The sequence below is a fragment of the Parabacteroides sp. APC149_11_2_Y6 genome (genome assembly GCF_054506995.1).
This window is the reverse complement of record NZ_CP173709.1, coordinates 3,043,368-3,068,704: the sequence shown is the minus strand read 5'-3', so window position 1 is coordinate 3,068,704 and position 25,337 is coordinate 3,043,368. Positions and strand designations below refer to the sequence as shown.

Genomic DNA, 25,337 nt, shown 5'->3' with positions numbered 1-25,337 from the left:
GTAATATCAAATATTTAATTCTATTTGCATGTCTATTTATATTGATAATCAATGATAATAGTTTTGTTTGATAAAAGTTCTGATAGGACTAAGCTGTTTTAATAACTTGTATTAACTAAAGGGGATTTATAAATATTATAGTAACAAACTAAAGGGAGTAAGGGGTATTAAATAGCAAACTCTATACTGCATATGTAGTTCTTATGCTACATGTAAAAGCTGTGTTATACCCTGATTGAAGAAGTGTTATTCATGTGCCTATACAATGAATAATTAAAAATGCGATTGTATTATGTATACTTTATATTCTTAATTGACAAACTAAGTTATTAAAATCATGAGAAAATTAATTTCATTGATGTTGCTTATGATGGTAATCGTCGTAGGCTGTAAAAAGGATGACCTGGTCATCTCAGAGTACATTGTAACATTCAACACACAGGGAGGAAGTAATATTGATGCCTTGAAGGTTGTGGAAGGACAGAAAGTAACGAAACCTCAGGACCCGACAAAAGAGAATTACATATTCTCCGGCTGGTACAAGGAAGCTGCATGTCTAACGGTTTGGGACTTTGAGAAAGAAACCGTAATGAGTAATGTAACGCTGTATGCGAAATGGGTTGAAGCGGCTCAGGCTTGTGTCGTAACCTTTGACGCACAGGGAGGAAGCGAGGTAGCTCCCTTGACCGTCAATAAGGGCGAAAAGCTGGTAAAACCGACTGACCCAACTAAAGAAGATTGTAGCTTCTTAGGCTGGTATAAAGATGCTGCTTATACAAGCGTATGGGAATTTAGTTCGGATGTGGTAAATGAAGATATAACCTTGTATGCCCGTTGGTCTAATCCAGGTGAAGCTGTATATACCGTAACATTCGATACGGACGGAGGCAATGAAATAGAGGCTGCTTCTGTCAAGGGGAATGAGAAAGCAATCAAGCCGGCCGACCCTGTAAAATTAGGATTTGATTTTGAAGGCTGGTATTCAGACCCGGGAAAGCAGACAGTGTATGACTTTGAAACTCCTGTAACTGGAGACATGACCCTTTATGCCAAATGGGTAAAGGCCGAAATAGCTTTGATAGAATTCAATGATGCAGAACTTGCAGGCACCGGTATCGTATGGGATGAAACAACAAAAACATTGGATATCACAGAAGCCACAGGAAGTGCAGCCCTTTCTTTTAATGTAGTTGGTATAGTAACATTAGAAAAGGATGTACAGGCAAAGTTTGATACACAAGCCAAATCCATTGGTGGAACAAACGATATCTTGGCAGTCGGTGAAGCAGTTGGCAATAAAATCGGCATGGTGATGAATGTACCTGAACAGACAATAAAAGTTCCCTTGGATGTATATGTAAGAGTCTATGATGCCGGGAATCCGGATGTGTTTGAGGAAATCATCATCACGAGCCGTCCTGATTATAACGGAACAGGTATCCAGCCTGTCATGATGAAGACAACAGATGATAAATTAGTCTTCTGGGCTCCTGTTAATGTAGATGCAACCCAAATGCCTACATCTCTTGCAGACGCAGGTGATGACAGTAATCCTAAGGATATAACCGAGTCTTGCGGTAAGTTGTTCCAGTGGGGTCGTAAGTTTGGTTTTGCTGCAACGAATGATGCAACAAAGACTGATACTGATAAATTTGATGGTAAAACAGATCCGTTAGGTTTTCCAAAAGGTCAGGGTGCCCTTGCTGAAATGAGCAAATGGGATGGCAAGTTCATCATGAGTAGTTCTTCTGCCCCTAATACTCAGGGAAACTGGTTACTTTTTAATACAGATGGCAGCGACAATCCTGCCGCTGCTGATATGGTTGATGGCGAATGGTATCAGAAGTTATGGAATAAAGGCACTGAGGATGCTCCTGTTAAAACCGAATACGATCCTTGCCCAGCAGGTTGGCGTGTTCCGACATTCTCTGAGTGGCATGCCATCGGTGCAAATGTTTCTTCTATTACTAAAGAATGGGATGATGCCAATAAATTAATGTCTATCCCTGGTGCAGATGCGGAAGGTAAACAGAAGCTCATTTTGCCTGTTACGGGCCGCCGTTTCGACACTAATGGCACTTCCAACAATCAGGGTAGCTACGGCTACTACTGGTCGTCGTCGGTTTCGTCAGGCAATGTCTTCGTGCGCTGCGTGCTCTTCAATAGTGCCGCGCTGACCGCGAATGTGTACAACCGTGCCTACGGGTTGTCGGTGCGTTGCGTCCAAGAATAAAAAAGGTCGGCGGATTGACATAATAAATGCTAATCAATCGATTGGATAATATTCTCCACCTTTCTAAAATTATTGAAAGGTGGAGATTTAAACAAGTAAAAAATCTATATGAACAAAACAGACTTTATAAAACGTATGTCCAAACGCATGTCTCTTCCTCCTCATGCGGTATCCTGTTTCCTTAATGCCTTTAGCGAGGAACTTGGCAATGTATTTCAGGAAGACGACCGCTTGATTATGCAAGGCTTCGGTTCCTATTATCTATATAAACGGACAGAGCGAAAAGGACACAATCCCAAGACGGGGGAGAAATGTATGATACCTTCAAAAATGAGTATCAAGTTCCGACCGGGGAAAAATCTTCTCGGGAAACTGAATCAGGACAAAAGTTCTAAATAAAGAATATCTATTGTATTGGGAAGAATTTATATAAAATTCTGGTATTTCAATTTAGATATATAGTTTGTAGATAAAAGTTAACCGAAACTTTAGCGATATCACATTATCAAATAAAATGGAAGGGCGCTGTCCGAAAAGTCGGATAGCACCTTTTGCAGGGGTATTAAATAGCAAACTCTATACTACATATGCAATTCTTATGCTATATGTAAAAGCTATGTTATATCCTGATCGAAGAAGTGTTATTCATGTACCTATATAATGAATAATTAAAAATGCTATTGTATTATGTATACTTTATATTCTTAAATTAACAAACTAAGTTATTAAAAATCATGAGAAAATTAATTTCATTGATGTTGCTTATGATGGTAATCGTTGTAGGCTGTAAGAAGGATGATGTAATAATGGAGTACATCGTCTCTTTTGATTCGCAAGGCGGAAGCGGCTTGTCTCCGGTAAAGGTCCCTGAAGGGTCAAAGGTAACCAAACCCGGCGATCCTATCAAGGAAGGTGAGACTTTCCTCGGTTGGTATAAAGAACAGGCTTATACAACAATCTGGGATTTCGACAGGGATATAGTCAATCAAAATTTGACCTTGTATGCCAGATGGTCAAAACCCGGAGAAAAAGTTTACACAGTAACATTTGAAAGTAATGGAGGAACCACAATTGAACCGGTACCTGTAGTAGAAGAAGAGAAAGTAATCAAACCATCCAATCCGACCAAAGAGGGTTATAGTTTTTTAGGCTGGTATGTCGACCCGGAATGCACAGAGGCGTGGTTCTTTTACAAAGACGTGGTAAAAGAGGACTTGACCCTGTATGCCAGATGGTCAAAATCGGGTGAGACAGTATATACAGTTACTTTTGAAAGCAATGGAGGCAGTGAAGTTGAAGAGTCTTTTGTAGTAGAAAAAGAGAAAATAATCAAACCTGCGGACCCGACAAAAGACGGCTACAATTTCTTGGGCTGGTATGTTGACCCTGAATGTACTGAAGCATGGCAGTTCTACACTTATGTGGTAACAGAGAATGTTACATTGTATGCACGATGGGCAAGTTCAGCCGAAAAGGTGTATACCGTAACCTTTGATTCAAAAGGCGGAAGTGAAATCGATGAAGCAAAGGTTGTTGAAGGGGAAAAGTTAACCAAACCATCTGATCCGACAAGGGATGGCTATAGCTTCTTGGGTTGGTATGTCGACCCTGAATACACAGAACCGTGGCTGTTCTCAGTAAATGAAGTCAAAGCAGATATGACCTTGTATGCCCGTTGGTCCAATCCCGGACAAATGATATATACGGTATCATATGACACTGATGGAGGTAGCGTAATAGAGTCCTCTTCCGTTCTTGAAAATGAGAAATTAATAAAGCCCGCTGAACCTAAAAAGGTAGGCTATGAATTTTCTGGTTGGTATACAACTCCTGATAAAACGACCAAGTATGATTTTGATCAACCTGTAACACAAGACATGACGCTTTATGCCAAATGGGCTGTTGCAAAATTAGAGTTGTCGGACTTTGTTCCCGGATCCGATTTTGTATCCAATAAGATAAAGTGGGATGAAGCATCACGTACAATTGATATTTCGAATGCCACAGCCGGTTCAGTATTAAGATTCAATATATCCGGCGTCAGGGCTGTAGAGTATGATGTGGTCCACGCATATGATACCCGTGCCGCATCAATTGGTGGTAGAATGTCTTTAAGAAACATAGTGAGTGTCGGTTCTCTGATAGATGGCGAAATCGCAATGAAGATAAACGTTCCAGCTCAATCCATAAAAGTTCCTATAGACGTAACAATAACAATAAAGAACTTCGATAAGGATAACGAGTCTGAAATTATCACCATCAAGAGTCGCCCGAATTACGCAAATACAACCATCCAGCCTGTCCTGATGAAGACAACAGATGATAAGTATGTCTTCTGGGCTCCTGTTAATGCGGAGGCAACAAAGATACCTGAATCTCTTGCAGACGCAGCTGATAGAAATAATCCTAAGAGTATAACCGAATCTTGCGGTAAGTTGTTCCAGTGGGGTCGTAAGTTTGGTTTTGCTGCAACGAATGATGCAACAAAGACTAGTAATGAGAAATTTGATGGTAAAACCGATCCGTTAGGTTTTCCAAAAGGTCAGGGTGCCCTTGCTGAAATGAGCGAATGGGATGGCAAGTTCATTACATTTAGTTATTCTGCTCCAAATTCTCAGGGAAACTGGTTATTTTTTTATGGAGATGGCAGCGACAATCCTGCTAACGAAAAAATGACTGATCTTAATGTTTGGTATCAGCAGTTATGGAATAAAGGCACTGAGTATGCTCCTGTTAAAACCGAATACGATCCTTGCCCAGCAGGTTGGCGTGTTCCGACCATGACTGAATGGAAGGCAATTGGTGTCGGAAATACTGCTGTAACTAAAGAATGGGATGGTACCAAAAAGTTACTGTCCATCGCCGGTGCCGAAAGTGGTCAGAAGCTCATTTTGCCTGCTGCGGGCGTCCGTGACGGCGATTCCGGCGATTCCGGCGGTCAAGGTGGCGACGGCTTCTACTGGTCGTCGTCAGTTCCGTTAGGCAATGCTGGCGCGAGCGTCGTGTTCTTCCTTAGTGCCGCGATGGAGCCGACCACGAACTCCCGTGCCAACGGGCACTCGATTCGCTGTATCCAAGAATAAGAAAGGTCGCCTTTTATTTACAGAATTATAAAATAGAAAAATAAGAAACTCAAATGAACAAAACAGAATTTATAAAACGCATGTCCAAGCGTCTGTCTCTTCCGTCTTGTGAGGTATCCTGTTTCCTTCATGCTTTTAACGAAGAACTGGTGAATGTCTTTCAGGAAGATGACCGGTTAATCATGCAGGGATTCGGTTCCTATTGTCTATATAAACGGGCAGAGCGTGTTGGGCGTAATCCAAAAACAGGGGAAAAATGTGTAATCCCTTCCAACGTAAGCATAAAGTTCCGTCCGGGGAAAGAGTTACTGAATAAGTTAAACCAGGATATGGTTTAATAATATGTTTTACAATAAAAAATGATGTATTATGAAAAAAGTCTTATTTGCGGTAAGCTTGTTGCTTGCTTTTACTTCTTGTTCCAAAGACGAGATATTACCCCAGAGTAATGAGAACTCCTTGGAGCCTGTAACCATCGACCTTCGTGTAATGAGTTATGAAAGTGTTATGACGCTTTTGTCCGAACAAACCTCATTAAAGGATGTGACTTTCACTGATGGTGAGTTTACGCGTACAGTGGAACTGGTCGCTTCGGATAATATCAGTTCCGGAAATATGGAACAACTGATGTTCACCTCCGCCAATCCTGCGGACTCATTGGATTTGACCGTCTCGCCTGAATACGTTGCTGTACGTGTGACAGACAACAGCGAGTTGTTCGGATATATTGCGTATGCCAATGAAATGCAGCAGCAAGAGATTGCTGACCTGTATGAGAATCTGGTACCAACGACCCGTAGCGGTGAAGCAGCTGTAACCCGTTCGGCTGGGAATACCTCCTTTAAACTGAATCTTACCGGTGTCCGTGAAGTCATGAAGGAAAATAATGTTTATTCCCTTCCGGAAACAGAGTTAAAATACCAACAGTCGGAAATGACAAAAGGTCTTTTTTCGAACTTATTTAATAAGGTGAAACAGGCATTCAGCCCAGCTCCTGTATCTGTACCAAAAACACCGACAATCGACATATACCTGCTTCGTGAAAAAGGTAGCAATCCGATAACCCATGAAATGAACTGGCAGGTGAACGATGCTATCGCTGCCTTGAAAGACGTACAGAGTAATGTCAAGTTCAACGTGCATATTGAGAATTGCGTTTTCAAAGGTTCGAATAAATCCAAGGATGCTCTACCTGAGTTTCGTGATTGGGTAATGAAAAGCCAATATAAAAATACCAATGGAATATTTATTCTCTGCCGCTGGGGTGGTTGGAATGATAATGTTTTAGGCCGTGCTTATATTGGTGATTATAATGTAAATAATAACTTAAAAGCTTATGGCGTATCCTGCACCAATGCTTGGAATAAATTCACAATGGCACACGAGATAGGTCATATATTTGGAGCGGAACATGTTGAAGCCGAATGGTATCAGATATTCTGGAGTGCAGATTTGATGTCCGCTAGCAGTTATGATTGGTTAAGCAGCGGTAAGCATAAAGACAGTACCAACCGTACAGAAATAAAAAAACGATTGACATTGAAATAATCTATCTATATAAATCCCATTATTTCAATTTAGATATATAGTTTGTAGATAAAAGTTAACCGAAACTTTAGCGATATCACATTATCAAATAAAATGGAAGTGCCCCGGCTGTGAAGCCCGGGCATTCTTTTTTCGCATCTTTGCACTAAGGAGAAAAGAATATCACTATGACAAAAGAAACAAAAGAACTCGTGGAATGGGCTAAAACGGATGACAATAAATGAACTTAGAGTAAACAAATCGATTTTCATTTTTGATTTAAAAAAGGACCTGGAAATGTATGTCAGGTGTATTCCCCTTCATGATGGGAACCCTACCTTCTCTTCAGAAATCACACAATTACAGGAAATCAGGGACAAGATAGAAGAACTGGAAAAGGAAGGAACAATCTAATGGCACAAAAAAAGGTATCAATTATCACTCTTCGACTCACTGAAGAAGAAGCGCAGGAACTGGAAGCCTTCAAAAAGATGGTTGGCAAGAAAAATGGAAGTGCGGCCATCAAATATATGATTCATGAATATCCACGATGGCAACAAATAATAAAAGAAACATTCGCAGAATCGAGGGAGATAAAAAAGAAATATGAAGAACTCAAAGAGGTCAACAAATTGTTTTTGATAGCACTTGGTCGGATAAAAAAGCATATCGACGGGGATAACTGATAGCAATTAAGCCCTTATATAGTCTGATTTCGGGTATTGCCTGATAGCAAAAATACTTTTCCTCCTGTAGCTAATTAATGAACCGGTTACTTCTTTCGGAGAATAAATGCCGCTGAATATCCGGCAATGGGTGTGTCCTGTATGTGGAACACACCACGACCAGGATGTTAAGCTCAAAATATATTAAGAGGGGACATCGACTCAGGGAAGAGGGAACGGAAGACTGGCTATACAGGTGGTTCCCGATGACAACCGAATCCCAAGATTCCATTTGTTTCACTATCCATAGAAGGATGTACTTTTTAGTGCATCCTTTTTTATAAGGAAATGGGATATCCAGTTTTCCGGATACCCCTTTTCCTCATAAAAGAAGTGACTATATATTATTCACTAATCCTTACTTCTATTGAAGATAGGTTTCCATTAGTCACAGTTACCATATCTCCTTTGGGATATGTTACTGTAAATGTCTCCTCAAAATAATCATCCCTATCTCTTTTTCCGCTTGCCCTTGCGGAGAATCGATATGTGCCGGCAGGTAACGTAATTGTATGACCACTGTTTGTACCATAATAGTACCACCAGCTTTCATTTTTCGTCCAAATTAACGTTTGTTTTTCAATTCTGTTCCTTCAATACAGGTAAGGGTTTTATATCCCAACCTATATCCTGAAGCATTGCTAATATTATAGTACCGGGATGATGATACTCCCCATTTGCCATTATATTAAATCCTTCCAGATGACTGGTATTCCATGTTGGATTTGGGGTGTTATCAGCCATAGGTACAGGTTCCCCTTTATTAGCCATAACCGCATTAGGTCCGGCAAAAGAAATTTTTCCTGAAACAAGGACATCATACAATTCTCTGGAATGATCTGGATAATCTTTTAATGAGCGTCCATTTTTGTCAACCATGAAAGAACCAAATATATCCATGTCCAAAGGTTCCGACTGTGCTTTAGTCCCTATATGCTCATTTTCATTAGGGTGTAATGTTGATGAAAAGCCAAACGAATGACACATTTCATGTAATGTAACAGAAAGCAAATCCATCGCAATAGTAGAAGCTGTATCATCTATTGGTTTTTCAAGATACTTTCCATCCGTCCCATAATACCACCATCCATCTGAATTAAATGTAATTTCTATTTCAGGTGAATACGGTTCGCTATCATACCCCACCATTTGGTTCTTCAAAGTTTCTGGATATCGATAATCTCTATTATTTTCAATATAATAACTACCAACAGCAGATACTGCAGCCGCGCCTCGTAGAGGAGCAAAAGAAAATACTGCATTTAAAGGGACTTTAATATCAAGACATTGTGCCCATATTTTCATTGCATGTAATATTGCAGGTTTAGCTTCCGCCGGAAAAGGAACATAATCATAGCTGCCAGGATATCCCGGTTCAGCCCAAGTTATATTAAACATCTTGTCTAAGTTTATTTCTTCTCCTTCAAGGGTAAACGTATAAAAAGACGTTTCTCCTTGTTTCCATGTCGTACCGGCTTTAACCGGATATGTATAAGCTACACCATCAATGGTAAATCGAAATACTATATCACCATCTGACTGCAATGTTTCCATCGGCAGCACTCTAAGGTATTGGATATTATCTTCTATCGGCTGTCCTTCCGGAATAGAGCGAATAAGAGGAAATTCACGCAAACCTTTCCGTATATTTGAAAAATCATCATACTGAGTCAACTTACAATCCTTTACCACCTTTGCTGTATCTTCCGGTATTAGAGAGACTTTTCCCGTGGTACAGTCCAATGTCCCATGGGAAGCAAAGACTTTTCTTCCTTCACCATTAAGAATTTCAACTTTCTCCAATCGACCCGCCCCATAATAGTTCGTTTTAGAGAAATTAAAAGCGACCGTCGATAGGGCATGCTTCATCACAAGGGATGCACTATTATTCCCATTATTTATTACATCTTCGTTATTTTGTGTCCCATAGAGCACCGCCTTTTTTCCGTCAGTAAAGATTGGTACCGCTTTAACATCTGTAGCGCCGGATACATACGGGGAATATGCATACACCTTTGCAGGTTCTTCCGATAAAGGACTGGACATTGATGTTTTCCAAGTTGTATTATACTGGGCCTTTATGTTAGACTCGATATCCCCATATTTGCCACCTGAAGCTGTTGTAACAAAAAGCCCTATCTCATCACCAGCTTTAAAAGATAATGTATCGTCATCAATTGTCGCCGATAAAATTAGATTTTTTGTATCGGAACCGCCATTTCCACCACCATCAGTTCCATTATTGTTTTCTGGTGTACAGGAGAAAAGGGCCAAAGTAACTAGTACTACTAATAATATTTGCTTTTTCATTATTTGGTTTGTTTTTTAATTGAATATACTTAAATCTGTTGTAAATAGGATAGGAGGGATGTACTTTCGGAAAAATATACAAACCTGCTTACTTTGGATTATTTTTTACTGTTATCTCTAAATCCAAATATTCCAATACTTTTTCAATTTCCGGTAATGGAAAACGTCGATTTCCTTGTGAGCTACCCACGCCTAAAGGCATGAGCATCGGAGATACATATATCTCCTCTCTTTTCCTGCTTCTTCCTGCCATTGCTTTTAAGGACACGGGGTCGGTCATCCACAAGAGGGCAGTCCACAGGCTTGACTTTCCCACGCTCCGTGGGTAGGGCTTTCAAGCCAAATTCTTTGATGTTGCAAGCGGCATTGAAGTCCCGGTCGTGATGTGTGCCACATTCGGGACAAGTCCAGCTGCGCTCGCTAAGCTTCAATTCTTTGTACACATAGCCGCATTTACCACAGGTCTTCGAACTTGGAGCAAAGCGGTCTATCTTTATGAGATTCACGCCATACCACTTGCACTTGTATTCAATCTGCGTAAGAAACATCCCGAAAGATGCATCCACTACAGCTTGTGCCAAATGGTGGTTGCGCTGCATACCCTTCACGTTCAAATCCTCCATGCAGATGGTACGCACTTGGCTGTCGTGCGTGAGTGCATGGGTAATCTTGTGAAGGTGGTCCTTACGGCTGTTGGCGATATGTTCCTGCAACCGGGCCACGCGGATGCGAGCCTTGTTGCGGTTGGCGGAACCTTTCTGTTTCCGGCTCAGCCGCTTCTGCAGCAGAGCCAGACGGTCCAGACTCCGTTGCAGGTTCTTCGGATTGTTGAACGTCCGTCCATCCGAGCAGATGGCGAGCGATTTGATACCGAGGTCGATGCCGATGGCCGTGTCGTGCACGGGTTCGGAAGGCTTCATTTCCTGCATGGATGTATCTACCAGGACGGACGCAAAGTATTTGCCCGATGGTGTCATGCAGACGGTAACGGTCTTCACCGTCCCCTTGAACTTGCGGTGCAGTACGGCAGATATATCCTTGGCTTTTGGTATAGTGATTGTGCCTTTGTCGAAGTCCACACGGCAATGCTGCGGACACTGGAAACTCTGTCTGTTCTTGCGAGACTTGAATGCAGGAAAACCGACTTTCCTGTCACGGAAGAAGTTCTTGTAAGCGGTGTCAAGGTTGCGGATAGAATTCAGAAGGGCTTGTGAATTTACCTCCGCCAGCCATTGGTTCTCTTTCTTCAGTTCGTTCACCAATCGGTCCTGCACTTCCTTGTATGCTACGGACTTCTTTTCCTGCCCGTAGGCTTCGATTTTCAGGTTGAGTGCCCAGTTGTAGACAAAGCGGCAACAGCCGAAGGTCTTTGCGAACAAAGCCTTCTGTTCGTCTGTCGGATAGATTCTATATTTGTAGGCTCTCAACATACAATTATAATTAGATACAATGCAAATATATAATATTATTCTTATGTTTGTAAATAATTCAATATCATATTATCTATGACATTAGCAAAAAGATATACATCAAATACCCATTGCGTTTTCAATTTGGGTTATCATATTGTATTCTGCCCGAAATATAGACGAAAAGTGCTGATAAACGGAGTTGATGAACGATTGAAATCTCTATTGCTGGAGAAGGCAAACGAGTTGGGAATAACCATAGAAAACATGGAAGTCATGCCCAGCCATGTCCACCTTTTTATCCGAAGCAAACCTACCTATGCCATTCATTTTGTGATCAATCAACTGAAGGGATATTCCTCCGTCTGTCTGCGGAATGAGTTTCCATGGTTGCGTAGTCGCTTGCCATCCCTCTGGACTCGCTCCTATTTTGTAGAGTCCGTTGGTCATATTTCCGAGGAGACAGTAAGGAAATACATTAAAAACCAAAAGAAGGTTTGAACGAAAACGCTATCATCCCCTGCCTAAAGACAGGGGAATTCTCGCTTGAATCTTAAACAATATGTTATGCAGGGCTTTCGCCCTGCTATTAATAATTCACTATTGTTACTTCTTTTTTACTACCATATATATTATTTTTAGAATGAAGAAACTATTTCAGGAATTGTAGAAGTTGCTCAGTTAGCTGTTGCAGCGGAAACTCATTTGTCCAAAATTCCTCATTGGTATGCTTACCGAATGCCTCAAATCTTGCATTTCCATCACGGTATATGACAATCTTGTAAAAATCCAAGCTGTTTTCAGGTGGAGTATGCCTATCCTGTTCATCTTCTTCCAGTTCCACAAATACCCAGTCTTTACCAGACAGTAACTGTTCTATGTCCAGATTCCCATTATCGCCTGATTGGTAAAATTCCACGGAATTAGTATAATACCTTGTTGATTGGAAGCTACTGTCGCTTGTTAAAGGTTTGATAGCCTCTAACCTTTCAGCTTGCTGTTTCATCCATTGTTCAGAAATATGAATAAGTGCGAACTCACAGCAATCCCATTCACTGCCCGTATTTGCTTTGATTAATATTTGCTTTGTCGGTTTGTCTGATGTCTTCATTTTATTTTGATTTTAATATGTTTGTTCTATCATTTTAGAATATAGAGTGATTAAAAAAATTGATTGTTTATTTTTCCGAAAGTAACCATCTTTCCTTGTCACCTATATAAAGTCTTATTTAAGATAATCCAGTACCATTATTTAATATTAGAAATGAAAAGGGATTGCTCCCTTTTCACCCTCATGAATTAAGATAGGACTTAACAGAAGTACCGGCTTTCAGGTGCTCGTCTACCTGAACTGTCAAGTTACGCACATTCACCTCTTGTATTTCAGAAAGAAGTACATAGCCCCATTCCCACTCATAGATATGGCAATACCCAAAAAAAAGCCAATCTCCATCTTCCTGTTCTTCCGCTTCTGTTATCAGCCATACCACTGAAGAAAAAGGTAAATAAAACTTTACAATAATCTCAGCATTAGAACCTTGTCCATCCTTGGAATATAAAGGACTAGTTTCAAACACTCTCTTTAACTCTTCTGTCAACGTAATCATAAGTCGCATTTTTATTAGATTAAACTTTAATTATGCTTCAGCTAGATTTATAGACCTTTTTTTTAAAACCCTTTCCGGGATGATCTTTCTTTCTGCTGACTTTTTTTGAGCAAATCATGCTACAACTGAGTTTATGAGCCTTTTTTTTACGGCTATAATCAGTAAGGAAGGATGGATTAAGAAAAGTTTTGAAGAAAAAAAATGTTGTGGCCGGCAAGACGGGCATTCGTTATTTTTTTTCGTACAAAGGCGAGAGCCGGAACTCTTTCATATCCATCACCCACCATATCTTTGCCGGTTAAAAACAAAGGATCTCTGTTGTTGCATTGATTCGAATACCAAACGGGAAGCAGAAAAGAGGGAAAGAGCATTGCGGAAAGAAAAACAAACCATACGAATTTTGTAGCCAAATTCGTATACCCATCTCCATGCCATTTCCGGCATGGGAATACAAACCTACCTGTACATTAATTAAGGGACACAAGATAAGCGACCTGGCATTCGCCGGGTTCCTAAACAAGGTTGAATACCTTGCTGGTAATCACGGGAAAAAGATGGTGAAGGTTAACCGGTGGAAGCCATCAAGCAAGACTTGCTCACGCTGCGGGCATAAGGAAGACAAAATGCCGCTCGATATGAGGCGTTGGACGTGCCCGGAATGCGGGGCGCACCATGACCGGGATGTTAACGCGGCTAAGAATATTTTACAGGTGGGGACATCCACTCTGAAGGGAGAGATTGTAAACCAGCTATAGCAGGTTAGTCCCGTCGACAACCGGATCTCCTTGGCTTTAGCAGGGAGAGCATGTCAAATCGAATTGCTAAAGAGGTTGATCGAAATGTCCATTGGATTCATTGATTTTTCCGGCTAGCTGGCTTTTCATCTCTTGGGGTATTCCATCAGTTGCAAATTCCCTTATGGTAATCCATATATAAAAATATGGTTTATCTACATCCTTATTGATCAACAGGAAAATAAGCTCCTTAAGATTTTTTCCCAATACTACTGATATTCCATCTGCCATAGCTAATAAATATTCTATTTGTTTTACATATTCTAGTTCGTTTTTCTTTATATGGAAATACCTATAAGTATTTTCTGTTATCCACTCTTTTTTTTCACTCAAAAAACCTGCTACTCCACCTACAAGCGCTTGGGTAGCTCCTACTTGTCCGTAAATTCTCGGTTCTCCCAGCAAATCAACGCCTATATATTCGTGTTGTTGTTGGGGGCAATCGTACAGAAGTTCATTATGACTTGTATTTATATTTACATCCCGCAAATTGCGGACTATTGTTTCCAGTCTCATCAGCCCTACAATTTCATCTTCCTTATCTTGTTCCATCGTTACCCTGCTAATACACATCCGGGTAAAAATAGTAGGCGAAACACCTCCAGCCAACACTTGCTCAAGGGGTATGTGTGGCTTTTCGTTTATGTGCATAATAACAATGTTCATGTTATCGGCATCACCTAATACGGTAAAAGAGCAGGAACTTACTGAAAGCGTGAATACATTGGTAATGGTTTGTCCTACTGCGTTGCTATTATACACCATATATTTGTCAACACCTTTTCCTTCTTCCCCTATACTGTGCAATGTATTTGTTTTATCGAAAAGCGGTTTCTGTGTTATTAGCTTTACGATGCGGTAGCCGTTTCCCGATTTTTGCAAATGGACGGCAGTTGCCCAGCCCAGGCATAAGGTTTGCGTGTTGCCGGCATTCAGCTTGGTGACATAATTCCCGGATTGGAGCTGCTCTTTTGTAGGAGTCTGTTTATCAGCTCCTGCATTAATCCTAAATCCGCCATTGTAAACTTTTATAGGTGGAGGTAGTTTGATAGCAGGAACAGGCTTTTGAGAATATAGTATGGAAATTGTGGTAAAACCGTCTACAGTCGGAAAATGGAATGTTGCGTTCATGTTCCGGTACAGCTTTAACGCCTCGTTTATAAAGTCGGGGTTAGCCAGAAAAAAATTTCTTCGAAGCAATTCTATATCAACAGAATCGGCAGAATTGAGCGTAATTGTTCGTGAAGCTGCCTGCTGTCGTATAATAGAATCAATCATCGGTAAGTAGCTCTGCAGGCCTAGTAAAAACTCTATCTGATTATTTTCAGGCAGGGTGAAAAAATCATCCATCTCGGCAGTGGCACGAATGTATGATTTAATTGCGGGATGAAGCCCGTTATAAGTTTCCAACACTTTTTGAGAAACAACGTCACCATTAATGCTTACTTGCTGAATAACGTTGCTACCATCTTTATAGTTGTGCGGGTCTAACTTCGATAAACCGGGTTTTGCGTGGATTGCCTTGCTTCTCATCATATCTGCCTCTCTTACCAATCCCTCATTATCCTTTTCATTGACTCCTTTCAATTGCATAGTTGACTGCACGCACCCCTGATTTTGCTGTACCATATGCCAAGCCTCGTGAGACAGGTGTTTTTCCTGTCCGGGAGCTACATGGATATTCGCACCTTGTGTATAAGCTAAAGCTTGCAACTTGGCGGGTTTATCCGAATTGAAATGTACTTTTACATCGTCCATGCTGTAGCCGGAAATATTTTCAATTCCTGTTTTTAGGCTATCAGGCAATCCTGTATTATTTGTTTTTTTTTCTCGTTGTATAGGTGCTTGTTCGGCAGTAAGAGTTGACTCAAACTTACCCTGCAAAAATTCATCTTCATCGGTTGTTTTATGTTGTGTAGTATAAGATATGCCTTGTATCAACTCTTCGTCTGCACTCTCTGCATACCTCTGTATGCTTTGTTCTTTATATTGTTGAAGAATCACATTAATTGGTGCTTGTCTAGAAGCTTTGGAATTACTATCCAAAGGTCGTGATTGATTTTCGGGTTTCTTCGCATATTCTTTCATGGCAAATTAATATTGAAGATGATAACAAATATAATACATGATAACGAAATTTTGTTTCACAATCATGAAAAATATATCAACCTGTTTCTAAAAAACCTTTTATTTTCTCTTGGCAATTTCAACCAAAGCTCGTCTTAACAATACAGCCTTTTGATTTTGGACAGATTTGATTATAACATATATAAGATATATAAATAAGTATATAACCCAATATTGCAAATCTCTTAAAAAACCAGACTTCATAAAAATAATATCATAAGCAATAACAGCAAAAGATGGTATTAAAAATATCCAATCAATTTCTTCAGGACATTTGTATTTTTCAAAACAAGAAATCATCCTTTCAACTGTTTTCTTTTCTTGGTGACTTAAGTCTTTCTTTATTATCCTCTTCAAATGTTTTACCTTTAATTTATCAATACTTACACTCTGGCCGCTATTATCATATAAACTTCTCAAGGAGTTGCTTTTACTCTTCCTACTCAACAACATAGCAGATCCTCCTAAAAAAGCTACGACAAAGGAAAAAACGAAAATATTTAAATTCAACAAGATACTTATCAAAAGGAAAAAAGCTAGCAAGCCTAACAATATCATACTTGTTATCAAGTATATATTATATTTTAACTTACCACCTACCATTTTCGTTAACGCCTTAGTCGATAGGCTTTTCTTACAGATTCTCAATAATTTTTGTTCCATCATATCAGTATGCTATTTATGTAGTAAGCAAATATATCCTATTTTTCAAGATTTCAAGATGCAAATCTCTTGAAAAATAGGAAAGGAGAGGGGGGATTGTCGTTTCGACATAATAAAATCTATGTAGCAATGGAACCTATAATTCACTTGCCACATGATTTTGTCCGAAAAAAAGTAATAATTTCGGACAAAATATAAAATAGTCATAATTAATAAGAGGGGAAAGCTGCATTGTTTATTATCCGTGAATGTAACTACAACTATTGTGTCATAAATATATAGCTAATTAGTTATATAATACAATGTTGATACTATTCATGGAGGCAAAAAAGATAATTTATTCCACCTACCATAGAAGGATTTATAATAATTATTTCAGACCGTTTTAGAGAGGTATTCTCATAAAGGACTTCCTCTTTTGGTTGCAATACTATTCTCTCTAGCATTTGTTGTGACCTATTTGTATAATAATTCAAAATTAGAAAAAAGTCTTCTGGTAAAATAAGTATTCTATCAGAAGACTTGTTCTGAACATAAATCCAGCAGTCTTGAAAAAAATAAAGTTCTATGGGTATATCATCATATTTCAAATTAAAAGGAATCCTGCATCCTATAACCTGAGTGTTAGTTAGCCTACATATAAGTCCATCAGTAGTTACATATGGATTTTTTTGATATATAAGACGGGAATCTCTATTATTGCTTTCTTCACGTAACCTATAGGCATTAACAATCCCAATTAGCAGTCTATCTTCAACCAAGGGAAACATAGATTCTATTTTTTTGCTTTCATTCCAATACCCTTTGCTCCGCGCATAGCCATTAATACATTTGTCTCCATTACACGAGCCTTCTTTTGCGTCGGCCAACATACAATTTAATGGCTTTAGTTTATTTCTCACATATCCCTTACATTCCGTGGCATTGAACTCTTTATAAATATATTCAAAATGTAGCAATAAATAATACTCAAAGCTACGGCTTGAAAAGGCGATACCGACCTTCCTTCCTCCAATTTCTTCGCCTGCAGCAGCAAAAGCTTCTGCGATAGCGGGATGTCCATCTTTATCAAATACAGCCCATGCTTCGTCCTCTCTTCTTTCTCTGAGTATCTCTTGGGCTGTTTTTATCCAATTCAAAGGTACAGGGAAACCTTTTAAAATTTCTACTTCGGTTTCTGCATCTTTTATAGCAGTACGTTTTTTCTTAGGTTTATAGGAACCACGGGGTTCTACTGTACCCACAATATTTGAATCATCCGAGTTAATAGGCTTAGGAATAATATTTATTTCACAATTCCCAATGTTATATTTTCCATCAATAACTCTATCACGAATAGACCCGAAGAATTGAGGTTCCGTGTGAGTTCCTTCACATATAATGTGAATCACTTTCCTACTTTGGCGTGGGTTTTTAATTTTCCGCATCTTCCTCCGTAAATAATTGTTCTAAGGATTTCAGAGTCGGCACACCACCAAATTTATTTTCCAAATACCACTTAGTGAACGGGGTAGTCTCTCTTACATCTTCAAAATCAGATAGAGAATATAGTTCAGAACATCCATACTTATCTTTTTCAACAAACCATATCTGGTCTTTTCTTATTTCATCTTGATCTAAAAGAATAACATTATGCGTAGTAAAAATAAGTTGTGATTTATTCTTATTTATATATTCATTTCTAAACATATTAACGATAAGTTTGATAATATTAGTATGTAGCCCCGAATCAATCTCATCAACAAAAATAGGAGAACCATTTTCGAGGGATTGTAATATAGAGCATCCAAGCATAAAAAGGGAACGCGTTCCAAATGATTCTTCTATAAAAGGAAGGTCATCTTTACCTACCATTTCACCTTTGTCATAACGAAGATGTAAACCTTTCAAGTCATAATTTTTAGAATCTTTCATTATTGAATCAAAACCAAATAAACCAGTATCTGTATAGCGCAAGAATTGCCTAAGTTTATTTCCGCGTTGTGAATCCCTGCGTAACCATCCCAAATAATCAGGTAGACGATTAGCTAACCAATCTTCATGAAATCCATTTGATATAGAAATCTCTGCTAGATATTTTGCTGCTATGGTTATCCCTTCATATGGAGTATCTATTAGAAATTTAGATAACAGTAACTGATTAGGAAAAACTTGCAATGGGTGCACCTTAACAGAAGAGCCTGGTATGATATGATGAAAATTAGATTCTTTCTGCATTCCTCGTTTATACAATAATGTTATCCTACCATTAGGGAAATAATTAAGTTCCTCAGATAGTATTGCAAAATTACCAAATTCAATTTCGTATGAGTAACGTATTTCACCTACTATAAATTCTATAGCAAAAGAGCAAGGTTGACTAGCAGAATCCTTGTCAAATTTAAAAGGATTATATAGTAAAATAGGTTGCCCAACCGAATTACCCTCATTGTATATCCATCGCTGGAAACGATAGAGGAACTTTATAATATTTGTCTTTCCAGAAGCATTAGCTCCAAAAATAGCCGATATTTTCAATATACGAGTGATTCCTTTACCAATAATATTTACTTCAGATAAATTATTAGTCTTTGCCACAGACCTAGTTGGTTCCATAGTAAAGACACATTCGTCTTTGAAAGAACGATAATTTTTAAATTTCAAATTTAATATCATATTAATGCACATTTTATGCAAATAAAAGATTTAAATTCCGAAATAGCAAATTATATTTCTACTTTTACCATAGATTACGTTAAATCACAAACACAAGGTAGAGATGTTTCCCTAAAAAAAGTGTAATAACTCCTCTATTAAACATAATGGGAATTACAATTTGTGAGATACGCTTTTTTTAGACTGTTATCCGTTCCATAAACTCTTTGATATTTATTGTCCTATCTGATGAATCTTGCACCGTATACCCTAATTCCCAAATCACTAATAGGATCATCAGAATCCATTGTCTCTAATTTGCTTCTATTCTTATGAGATTCCAAAATAAAACATCATTAAACTTTAAATGATAAGATCAGAAACACACTAAAATCAAAGTTTTCATTCCTCACGTACAATTTTGTTCGCAAGTTTGGCGCTAAAGTAAATCCAAATATTAGATGGTATAGTTCGAAACTAGCGTTATAATAAACCATTTAGGTAATCATTCTTGGAGCAGGTAAACCAACTATATTGTTATATTCTATCATATTGCCATCATAGTCTACTAAATAAGCTAATTCTACTTTTTGAGGTCCTCGAATACCACATTCTGAGGCAGGATCATTTAAGTAAAATGCCGGATTATTTGTAGACAAAGCTTTCTTAACAATAATTCCAGCTATATTTGGATGTCCACCTATAGTAGCACGATATATATCATGTTTTACGAGCGACAAAGCAGCACCAGCACATACCATAATATTAGTTGAACCAGGCATCCACCTAGTAGTACTACCACCCATTGTCCACACTAAAGTATCATCCAGCCCTTCTCCAGATAAAATACCACCTGTTTCTTTGAATACTTTATAGGAATAATGGACAAGTCCAAAACCACGATACCAAACGCCTTCTGTAATAAAAGATGCTCCACTATAATCTCCTATAGCAGCTAATTGATTTAAAAAAACAGAATATTCTTTATCACTTAAACCTTCAATTGTTTGTAATGGTTGACCATCTACTAAATATCTTTTTAAAAAATATGTATTTAGTGCCGGCAAAACTACTTGATCATAATTTAATCTTTTGAATAAAGCTTTAATCCTAGCCATATTTGTTGAAATACATTGAATAGTTGAACTATTTTGATCTGAACTTTCTATATTTTCTTCTCTTTGGGCTATAGAAAATTTTGCCCTTTCCCCCATAACATCAGCTTCACTTACCAACCCTTCATTATCATTTAAATTTACACCTTGCACCTGCATGGTAGGCTGTACTCTTCCTTGCTTTTGCTGAACTACATGCCATGCTTCATGTGGTAAATGCTTTTCTTCTTCTGGTGCAACATGTATATCACTTCCTTGTGTGTAAGCCAATGCTTGTAGTTGTGCGGGTTTGGGGGAATTATAATACACTTTCACATCATCCATGCTATATTCCGAAAGATTTTCAATACCCGTTTTCAGATTGTCGGGCAAACCTGTATTATTGGGTTTTTCTTCTTGTTGTACAGGCTCCTGTTCGGCGATAGAAGTTGAGTCAAGCTTTCCCTGCAATAGTTTGTCTCCGCCTATTTCTTTACACTGAGCAGTATCAAACTTACCTTGTATCAATTCTTCATCCCCTGCATATCGCTGTATATTCCGTTCTTTATATCGTTGAAGAATCACATCAATTGGTGCTTGTCTAGATGCTTTAGGGTTACGATCCAAAGTACAAGATTGACTTTCGAGCTTCTTAGCATATTCTCTCATGGTAGTCTGATGTTAAAAAATTTAAAGATAATAACAAAGATAATACATAATTACAAAATTTTGTTTCGCAATTATTAAAAACATATTAACCACTCTCAAAAAAACAAAACTTTTATGTTTTACACCTTATCATTATCAGAAGTTAATCTAACAAGTAAATAAGTTAACTAACTCTATACCAATAATGACAAATTCCAACTTCGTATAACAATATACTTTGAATAATAATGAACAGCCATTGAATATATTTCTTCATCTGTAAATCCAGAACATCCACTTTTCTGAACTTCTCCGAGAATATAGTTAATACATTCTTCAATATTTTTATAATCTTTGCTATAAACATTTCTAAACAATTCATCTGACAATGCCCTGTATTCCAAATATGATTGAATAGCAGCAGATATGAAAAATAAGGGATTTGATAAATGCAAATTGATGTTCACCTTTACTAGATACGTTAATGAACGTACCGATATAGGTATGGATGAATGGATGAAAGAACATCTATCAGATGATGATTTTAAGTATTTTCAGGGACAGAGACACCATGAGAATACAAAATGAAGAATATACTTCTACTCTTTTAAAGTATTAGAGTATAGAAAAACAAATCGGATAACTTAAACAGGGTATACATCTTTTTGTATTTCTTAAAAGACATATATATACTATTTTTGTCATTAAAAAACACATGAAATACGGTTATGCACGCGTATCAACCCCGGATCAAAGTCTTGGCCTTCAACTTGATGCATTAAAAGATAATGGCGTCAATAATATTTTTTCTGAAAAGATTTCAGGGAAAAACAAACATAAACCAATTCTTAATAGTCTTATTTGCAAACTTAAGCCAGGCGATCAATTGATTGTATGGAAACTGGATCGGCTAGGAAGAAGAACAGGAGAACTAATCAAACTCCAGGAACAACTAGAAAGAAGAAGAATTGCTTTGGTAAGTTTAACAGAAGATATTGATACCTCCTCCCCTACTGGAAAATTTGTATTCCAAGTTCTATGCAGCATTGCAGAAATGGAAAGAAATATAATATCAGAACGCACAAGAGCCGGTTTAAGCTCTGCTAAAGCGAAAGGACGTATTGGTGGCCGTAGACCCGGCTTAAGTAAACAGGCAGAACAACTCGCCAAATTAGCAGCCGAAGAATATAAAGCCTACCAACAAAGGAAATATAAAACGATAGATGACGTATGTACAAAAGTAGGCATAGCCCGTGCTACTCTATATAAATATTTAAGATTAGAAGGGATCGTTATAGGAAAATGATATTGACATACTCTCCCTGCTAAAGCCTGGGAGATTCGGTAATCGACGGGGCTAACCAGCGATAGCTGGATTTATAGCCCCTCCCTCCAAGGTGGATGTCCCCACCTGTAAAATATTCTTAGCCGCGTTAACATCCCGGTCATGGTGCGCCCCGCATTCCGGGCACGTCCATTGTCTCATATCAAGCGGCATTTTGTCTTCCTTATGACCGCAGCAGGAGCAAGTCTTGCTTGATGGCTCCCACCGGTTTATTTTTATCACTCGCTTTCCATGCTTGCCGGCAAGGTATTCCACCTTGTTCAGGAACCCGGCGAATGCCAGGTCGTTTATCTTGCGTCCCCAGACCTTTTGCATGGCTTTCATGTTCAAATCTTCAAAACAAAGCAAATCATACCGGCTTACCAGGCTATTGGCTAATTTCCACTGGAAGTCCTCCCGCCGGTTCTCTATACGCCTGTGGAAACGTACCAGCTCCAAACGCGCTCTTTTACGGGAACGGCTACCCTTTTGTTTACGGGACAGGTTCCGGCTGTCACGCTTGAGCTTGTCGAGTGAGTGGAAAAGCACCAATGGTGAGTGAATGCTCTCGCCATCGGAGGCGGTCAGGAAAGTTTTCATACCGAAATCGAACCCCGCGGATTTACCCGTCTTTGGCTTCATTTCGGTTTTATATTCCATCTCTAAGGAAAAAGAAAGCCACCAGTCCCCAACAGCATCCTGTTTGAGCGTGACAGTCTTTACCTGTCCTTCCAGTTCCCGGCTCTTATGGAACTTTAGCCGGAGTTTAAGCGCGTTTATGGTGAAAACGTTCCCGTTCACAATCCAACCGGTGTTCTTGAAGGTTACTGATTTATACTTACGCCAGGAACGGAATGTGGGCGGTCGCTTGGCTTGTTTCTTGAAAAACCTTTTATAGCCCTCGCTTATTTTCTCAGTTATCTGTTGGATACTCTGTGAGGACAGGATTGCCCAGCTCTCATACCGATTTTGTCTTTTCAGCTTCGTGAGGTGCTTTTGCAAATCGTACATCGGGAGTCGCTTGTGATATAACCGGTAGTACCATTTATGTAACGCTATGCAATGGTTGTACACCCACGCTGCTGCGCGGAGATATCCTTCTAACCGCCTCTGGTGGTTGCGGTTCTGGGTGTACGCCTTGTATTTGTACGTAGCTCGCATATCTTGCAAATTTAGGCATTAATTATTATTTAGCTATTAGATGGCATCAGCATATTGATAATCAATAATTATTCTGGCGCTTTCATCAACCGATTGAAACCGGGTGTTTTCCCGCTTGGTTCTCATAAAGAGAGAAATATTACAACTGTCCATGAATTTATAGAATATATAAAACGAATCATAAAACCTTTTGATTATCAGAAACATATAGTATATTTGGACAGATTTTAAGTTGAACTTAAAAATTGCCATATACGTGAATAATAATTTGATATACAGAACATTAACAGACGAAATACACACGAAACAAAACGGGGTGTATAATTTCCGGCATTTTTATTTAGAGGACTGAGATACTCTTTTAGTAACCAAAATGAGTCTGGTCCAGTTTTAAAAAAGACCTTTTTTAATTGAACACCTGTACCACTCGCAAAGCAAAAAGGGAACAAATAGTTCCCTTTTTTATTTAGCATGAGTTAACACATTTCAAAAATATTGCTATCTTAAACATAACTATTTGTTTTGCAGCATGTTTACATAGTCTTCTAAAGTCTTTGTAACAAACTGTTCCAATGTTACCTCGTTCTCTTGTGCTCTATTTTCGAGGATTTCCCAAGCATATATCGGAAGTTCTATTTAAATGGTTACAAAATCGGATTGAAAATCATTTTTTACAGGTACCAGCTCATAATATCGACAATCGTCACTCTTTAGGATCACCTTTTCTCCTTTGTCTGCTAAATCAAAGATTTCATCTTCATTTAACTCAAACTCTTTCATGGTGAATGTTCTCATAACTATGATTTTTATTGATTTAGGTCGTCCTTAGGTTTCTTTTTAGTGCGTTTTACCGTATGTTTGAACTTCACCGCCATGAGATTTAATTCAAAAGACGATTCAGTTTCAGTTGTACCGATATCTTCTTCTACAAGTAAATCGGATAGCAATTCACCAGTACGCTGGATAAGTCCCTTTTGTTTTGCGTTATCCGGTTCATTATGAATCGCATCGATGTTGCGAATAAGTTCCCGCAGTTTTGCAAAAGTATCTATTATAGACATGGTTGTTTGTGTCGCCCTTGGGCTTTTCAGAATAGTAGCCAACATATAAAGCCCTCTTTCGGTGAAAGCTCTCGGTTCTACAGTGGATTTTTTAAGACTTTGCATCCGGTCGAAATTTTCGACCACATACTGTTTTTCAGCTACTTGCAACGTGAAACAGTACCTTTCCGGGAACTTGTCCAGATTATTTCTTACGGCTTCATTCACTCGTTTTGTTTCTACACCGTATAATGTTGCTACGTCCCTATCGAGCAAAACCTTTTGTCCCCGAAGTTCTATTACCAGTTCTTCCACTTCTTTTATCCCTATAACCTGTAGTTTATTTTCCATATCATTTGAGTTTGTGCCCTAAATATATACAATATTTCTTTCTTCAATATCTAATTAGCATACCTTTTGAAAAATAAGGTTCTAAGAATGTCATTTCTTAATACAATTGTTATATTTGTCCTTTAAGAATAACATATTAAAATAAGACAACTATGGCAAGAACAGTAAATTTTGCAAAAAGAGCAGAAAAGATTAAAGAGCAAGTAGATGATTTAGTAAAAGAAATGAGCGAAACAAAAATCGTACATGTTCCTATGAACAAAGACAAAACAAAACTTGCAGATATTGACTTTGACGAGTTAGATATCGTAACATTGATGCAGATACAAGCTCGTCTGAGCCGCGTTATTTTAAATAAAAGCAAATAAAGTTATCGCTCCGGAACATTGCCGGAAGTGTTTTTTTTATTTATAACAACAAAGGGCTGTCTGTGAAGATAAGCCCTTTCCTTACTTTCGGAAAAACATACTCACCGTTTCTCTGTCGATAATTATAATTTGATGTCTGTTTCACTTGCAAAGCTTCACTGTCGCATATCTGGTTGCTTTGTCTTTATGTCCTTCTCATCATATTCAAATACATTACGGCGCTTTGATAACTTTTGGCG

24 protein-coding genes and 1 pseudogene are annotated in these 25,337 nt (G+C 38.5%); 11 read left to right on the top strand and 14 right to left on the bottom strand.

Translation table 11 applies throughout. From position 1 onward, the window contains the following. The first annotated feature begins 337 nt into the window (after positions 1 to 337). The 7 genes from ACGE0T_RS12735 (at position 338) to ACGE0T_RS12705 (ending at position 7,529) form a co-directional block, all read left to right on the top strand. Positions 338 to 2,233, top strand: a complete 1,896-nt coding sequence (locus ACGE0T_RS12735) for an InlB B-repeat-containing protein (RefSeq protein ID WP_459187012.1) — start codon at positions 338 to 340, stop codon at positions 2,231 to 2,233. Between the two features lie 108 nt (positions 2,234 to 2,341). Beyond that, positions 2,342 to 2,632: an HU family DNA-binding protein gene (locus ACGE0T_RS12730; RefSeq protein WP_459187011.1), complete on the top strand. Its 291-nt coding sequence runs from the start codon at positions 2,342 to 2,344 to the stop codon at positions 2,630 to 2,632. 335 nt (positions 2,633 to 2,967) lie between these two features. Next, on the top strand, positions 2,968 to 5,316 hold the full coding sequence (locus ACGE0T_RS12725; protein WP_459187010.1) for an InlB B-repeat-containing protein: 2,349 nt from the start codon (positions 2,968 to 2,970) through the stop codon (positions 5,314 to 5,316). A gap of 53 nt (positions 5,317 to 5,369) precedes the next feature. Next, positions 5,370 to 5,654 carry an HU family DNA-binding protein gene (locus ACGE0T_RS12720; protein ID WP_459187009.1) on the top strand — a complete coding sequence of 95 codons (285 nt, stop codon included), beginning with the start codon at positions 5,370 to 5,372 and terminating at the stop codon, positions 5,652 to 5,654. A gap of 31 nt (positions 5,655 to 5,685) precedes the next feature. Then, positions 5,686 to 6,864, top strand: a complete 1,179-nt coding sequence (locus tag ACGE0T_RS12715; protein WP_459187008.1) for a M12 family metallo-peptidase — start codon at positions 5,686 to 5,688, stop codon at positions 6,862 to 6,864. Between the two features lie 210 nt (positions 6,865 to 7,074). Continuing rightward, positions 7,075 to 7,257, top strand: a complete 183-nt coding sequence (locus ACGE0T_RS12710; RefSeq protein WP_459187007.1) for a DUF6965 family protein — start codon at positions 7,075 to 7,077, stop codon at positions 7,255 to 7,257. Continuing rightward, on the top strand, positions 7,257 to 7,529 hold the full coding sequence (locus ACGE0T_RS12705) for a hypothetical protein (protein ID WP_459187006.1): 273 nt from the start codon (positions 7,257 to 7,259) through the stop codon (positions 7,527 to 7,529). The genes ACGE0T_RS12710 and ACGE0T_RS12705 overlap by 1 nt, the downstream gene beginning before the upstream one ends. Before the next feature lie 457 nt (positions 7,530 to 7,986). Here ACGE0T_RS12705 and ACGE0T_RS12700 read toward each other — a convergent pair whose 3' ends face one another. From ACGE0T_RS12700 to ACGE0T_RS12690, 3 genes are all read right to left on the bottom strand, one after another. Then, on the bottom strand, positions 7,987 to 8,121 hold the full coding sequence (locus tag ACGE0T_RS12700) for a hypothetical protein (protein WP_459187005.1): 135 nt from the start codon (positions 8,119 to 8,121) through the stop codon (positions 7,987 to 7,989). Positions 8,122 to 8,147: 26 nt separating this feature from the next. Further along, positions 8,148 to 9,878 (bottom strand): fimbrillin family protein, encoded by a 1,731-nt coding sequence (locus ACGE0T_RS12695; protein ID WP_459187004.1) that lies wholly within the window; start codon positions 9,876 to 9,878, stop codon positions 8,148 to 8,150. Positions 9,879 to 10,060: 182 nt separating this feature from the next. Continuing rightward, entirely contained in the window at positions 10,061 to 11,308 is a 1,248-nt protein-coding gene (locus ACGE0T_RS12690; protein WP_459187003.1) for an RNA-guided endonuclease TnpB family protein, read from the bottom strand. A 75-nt stretch (positions 11,309 to 11,383) separates the two neighbouring features. On the opposite strand from ACGE0T_RS12690, the gene tnpA reads away from it, so the two are divergent. Continuing rightward, positions 11,384 to 11,788 (top strand): IS200/IS605 family transposase, encoded by a 405-nt coding sequence (gene tnpA / locus ACGE0T_RS12685; RefSeq protein ID WP_459187002.1) that lies wholly within the window; start codon positions 11,384 to 11,386, stop codon positions 11,786 to 11,788. A gap of 151 nt (positions 11,789 to 11,939) precedes the next feature. On the opposite strand, the gene ACGE0T_RS12680 is transcribed toward tnpA, so the two are convergent. After that, positions 11,940 to 12,398: a hypothetical protein gene (locus tag ACGE0T_RS12680; protein ID WP_459187001.1), complete on the bottom strand. Its 459-nt coding sequence runs from the start codon at positions 12,396 to 12,398 to the stop codon at positions 11,940 to 11,942. 181 nt (positions 12,399 to 12,579) lie between these two features. Continuing rightward, positions 12,580 to 12,894: a DUF2958 domain-containing protein gene (locus ACGE0T_RS12675; RefSeq protein ID WP_459187000.1), complete on the bottom strand. Its 315-nt coding sequence runs from the start codon at positions 12,892 to 12,894 to the stop codon at positions 12,580 to 12,582. A 326-nt stretch (positions 12,895 to 13,220) separates the two neighbouring features. Between ACGE0T_RS12675 and ACGE0T_RS12670 the strand changes: the two genes are divergently transcribed. Continuing rightward, complete coding sequence (locus ACGE0T_RS12670) at positions 13,221 to 13,649, top strand: RNA-guided endonuclease InsQ/TnpB family protein (RefSeq protein ID WP_459186999.1); 429 nt, start codon at positions 13,221 to 13,223, stop codon at positions 13,647 to 13,649. A gap of 66 nt (positions 13,650 to 13,715) precedes the next feature. On the opposite strand, the gene ACGE0T_RS12665 is transcribed toward ACGE0T_RS12670, so the two are convergent. The 6 genes and pseudogenes from ACGE0T_RS12665 to ACGE0T_RS12640 form a co-directional block, all read right to left on the bottom strand. After that, a complete protein-coding gene (locus ACGE0T_RS12665; RefSeq protein WP_459186998.1) occupies positions 13,716 to 15,776 on the bottom strand; it encodes an eCIS core domain-containing protein in 2,061 nt (686 codons plus the stop codon). A 99-nt stretch (positions 15,777 to 15,875) separates the two neighbouring features. Then, the gene (locus tag ACGE0T_RS12660; RefSeq protein WP_459186997.1) at positions 15,876 to 16,481 is read right to left on the bottom strand and encodes a hypothetical protein; all 606 of its coding nucleotides are present in this window, start codon (positions 16,479 to 16,481) and stop codon (positions 15,876 to 15,878) included. A 308-nt stretch (positions 16,482 to 16,789) separates the two neighbouring features. Then, a complete protein-coding gene (locus ACGE0T_RS12655; RefSeq protein ID WP_459186996.1) occupies positions 16,790 to 17,905 on the bottom strand; it encodes an RloB family protein in 1,116 nt (371 codons plus the stop codon). Beyond that, positions 17,892 to 19,133 carry an AAA family ATPase gene (locus tag ACGE0T_RS12650; RefSeq protein ID WP_459186995.1) on the bottom strand — a complete coding sequence of 414 codons (1,242 nt, stop codon included), beginning with the start codon at positions 19,131 to 19,133 and terminating at the stop codon, positions 17,892 to 17,894. The genes ACGE0T_RS12655 and ACGE0T_RS12650 overlap by 14 nt, the downstream gene beginning before the upstream one ends. A 476-nt stretch (positions 19,134 to 19,609) precedes the next feature. Then, the gene (locus ACGE0T_RS12645; protein ID WP_459186994.1) at positions 19,610 to 20,875 is read right to left on the bottom strand and encodes an eCIS core domain-containing protein; all 1,266 of its coding nucleotides are present in this window, start codon (positions 20,873 to 20,875) and stop codon (positions 19,610 to 19,612) included. A gap of 215 nt (positions 20,876 to 21,090) precedes the next feature. Then, positions 21,091 to 21,282 (bottom strand): annotated as a pseudogene (locus ACGE0T_RS12640) (PcfK-like family protein); the annotation flags it as partial. A 287-nt stretch (positions 21,283 to 21,569) separates the two neighbouring features. Between ACGE0T_RS12640 and ACGE0T_RS12635 the strand changes: the two are divergent. After that, positions 21,570 to 22,160, top strand: coding sequence for a recombinase family protein (locus ACGE0T_RS12635; protein WP_459186993.1), 591 nt, complete (start codon positions 21,570 to 21,572; stop codon positions 22,158 to 22,160). A 51-nt stretch (positions 22,161 to 22,211) separates the two neighbouring features. Here ACGE0T_RS12635 and ACGE0T_RS12630 read toward each other — a convergent pair whose 3' ends face one another. The 3 genes from ACGE0T_RS12630 to ACGE0T_RS12620 all read right to left on the bottom strand — a co-directional run bounded on the left by ACGE0T_RS12630 (position 22,212) and on the right by ACGE0T_RS12620 (position 24,730). Then, on the bottom strand, positions 22,212 to 23,339 hold the full coding sequence (locus tag ACGE0T_RS12630; protein ID WP_459186992.1) for an RNA-guided endonuclease InsQ/TnpB family protein: 1,128 nt from the start codon (positions 23,337 to 23,339) through the stop codon (positions 22,212 to 22,214). A gap of 636 nt (positions 23,340 to 23,975) precedes the next feature. Continuing rightward, positions 23,976 to 24,134 carry a hypothetical protein gene (locus ACGE0T_RS12625; RefSeq protein WP_459186991.1) on the bottom strand — a complete coding sequence of 53 codons (159 nt, stop codon included), beginning with the start codon at positions 24,132 to 24,134 and terminating at the stop codon, positions 23,976 to 23,978. Between the two features lie 11 nt (positions 24,135 to 24,145). Continuing rightward, positions 24,146 to 24,730 (bottom strand): ORF6N domain-containing protein, encoded by a 585-nt coding sequence (locus ACGE0T_RS12620; RefSeq protein WP_459186990.1) that lies wholly within the window; start codon positions 24,728 to 24,730, stop codon positions 24,146 to 24,148. Positions 24,731 to 24,882: 152 nt separating this feature from the next. Here ACGE0T_RS12620 and ACGE0T_RS12615 point away from each other — a divergent pair, with 152 nt between their 5' ends. Continuing rightward, positions 24,883 to 25,098 carry a hypothetical protein gene (locus ACGE0T_RS12615; RefSeq protein ID WP_459186989.1) on the top strand — a complete coding sequence of 72 codons (216 nt, stop codon included), beginning with the start codon at positions 24,883 to 24,885 and terminating at the stop codon, positions 25,096 to 25,098. Positions 25,099 to 25,337: the final 239 nt, after the last annotated feature.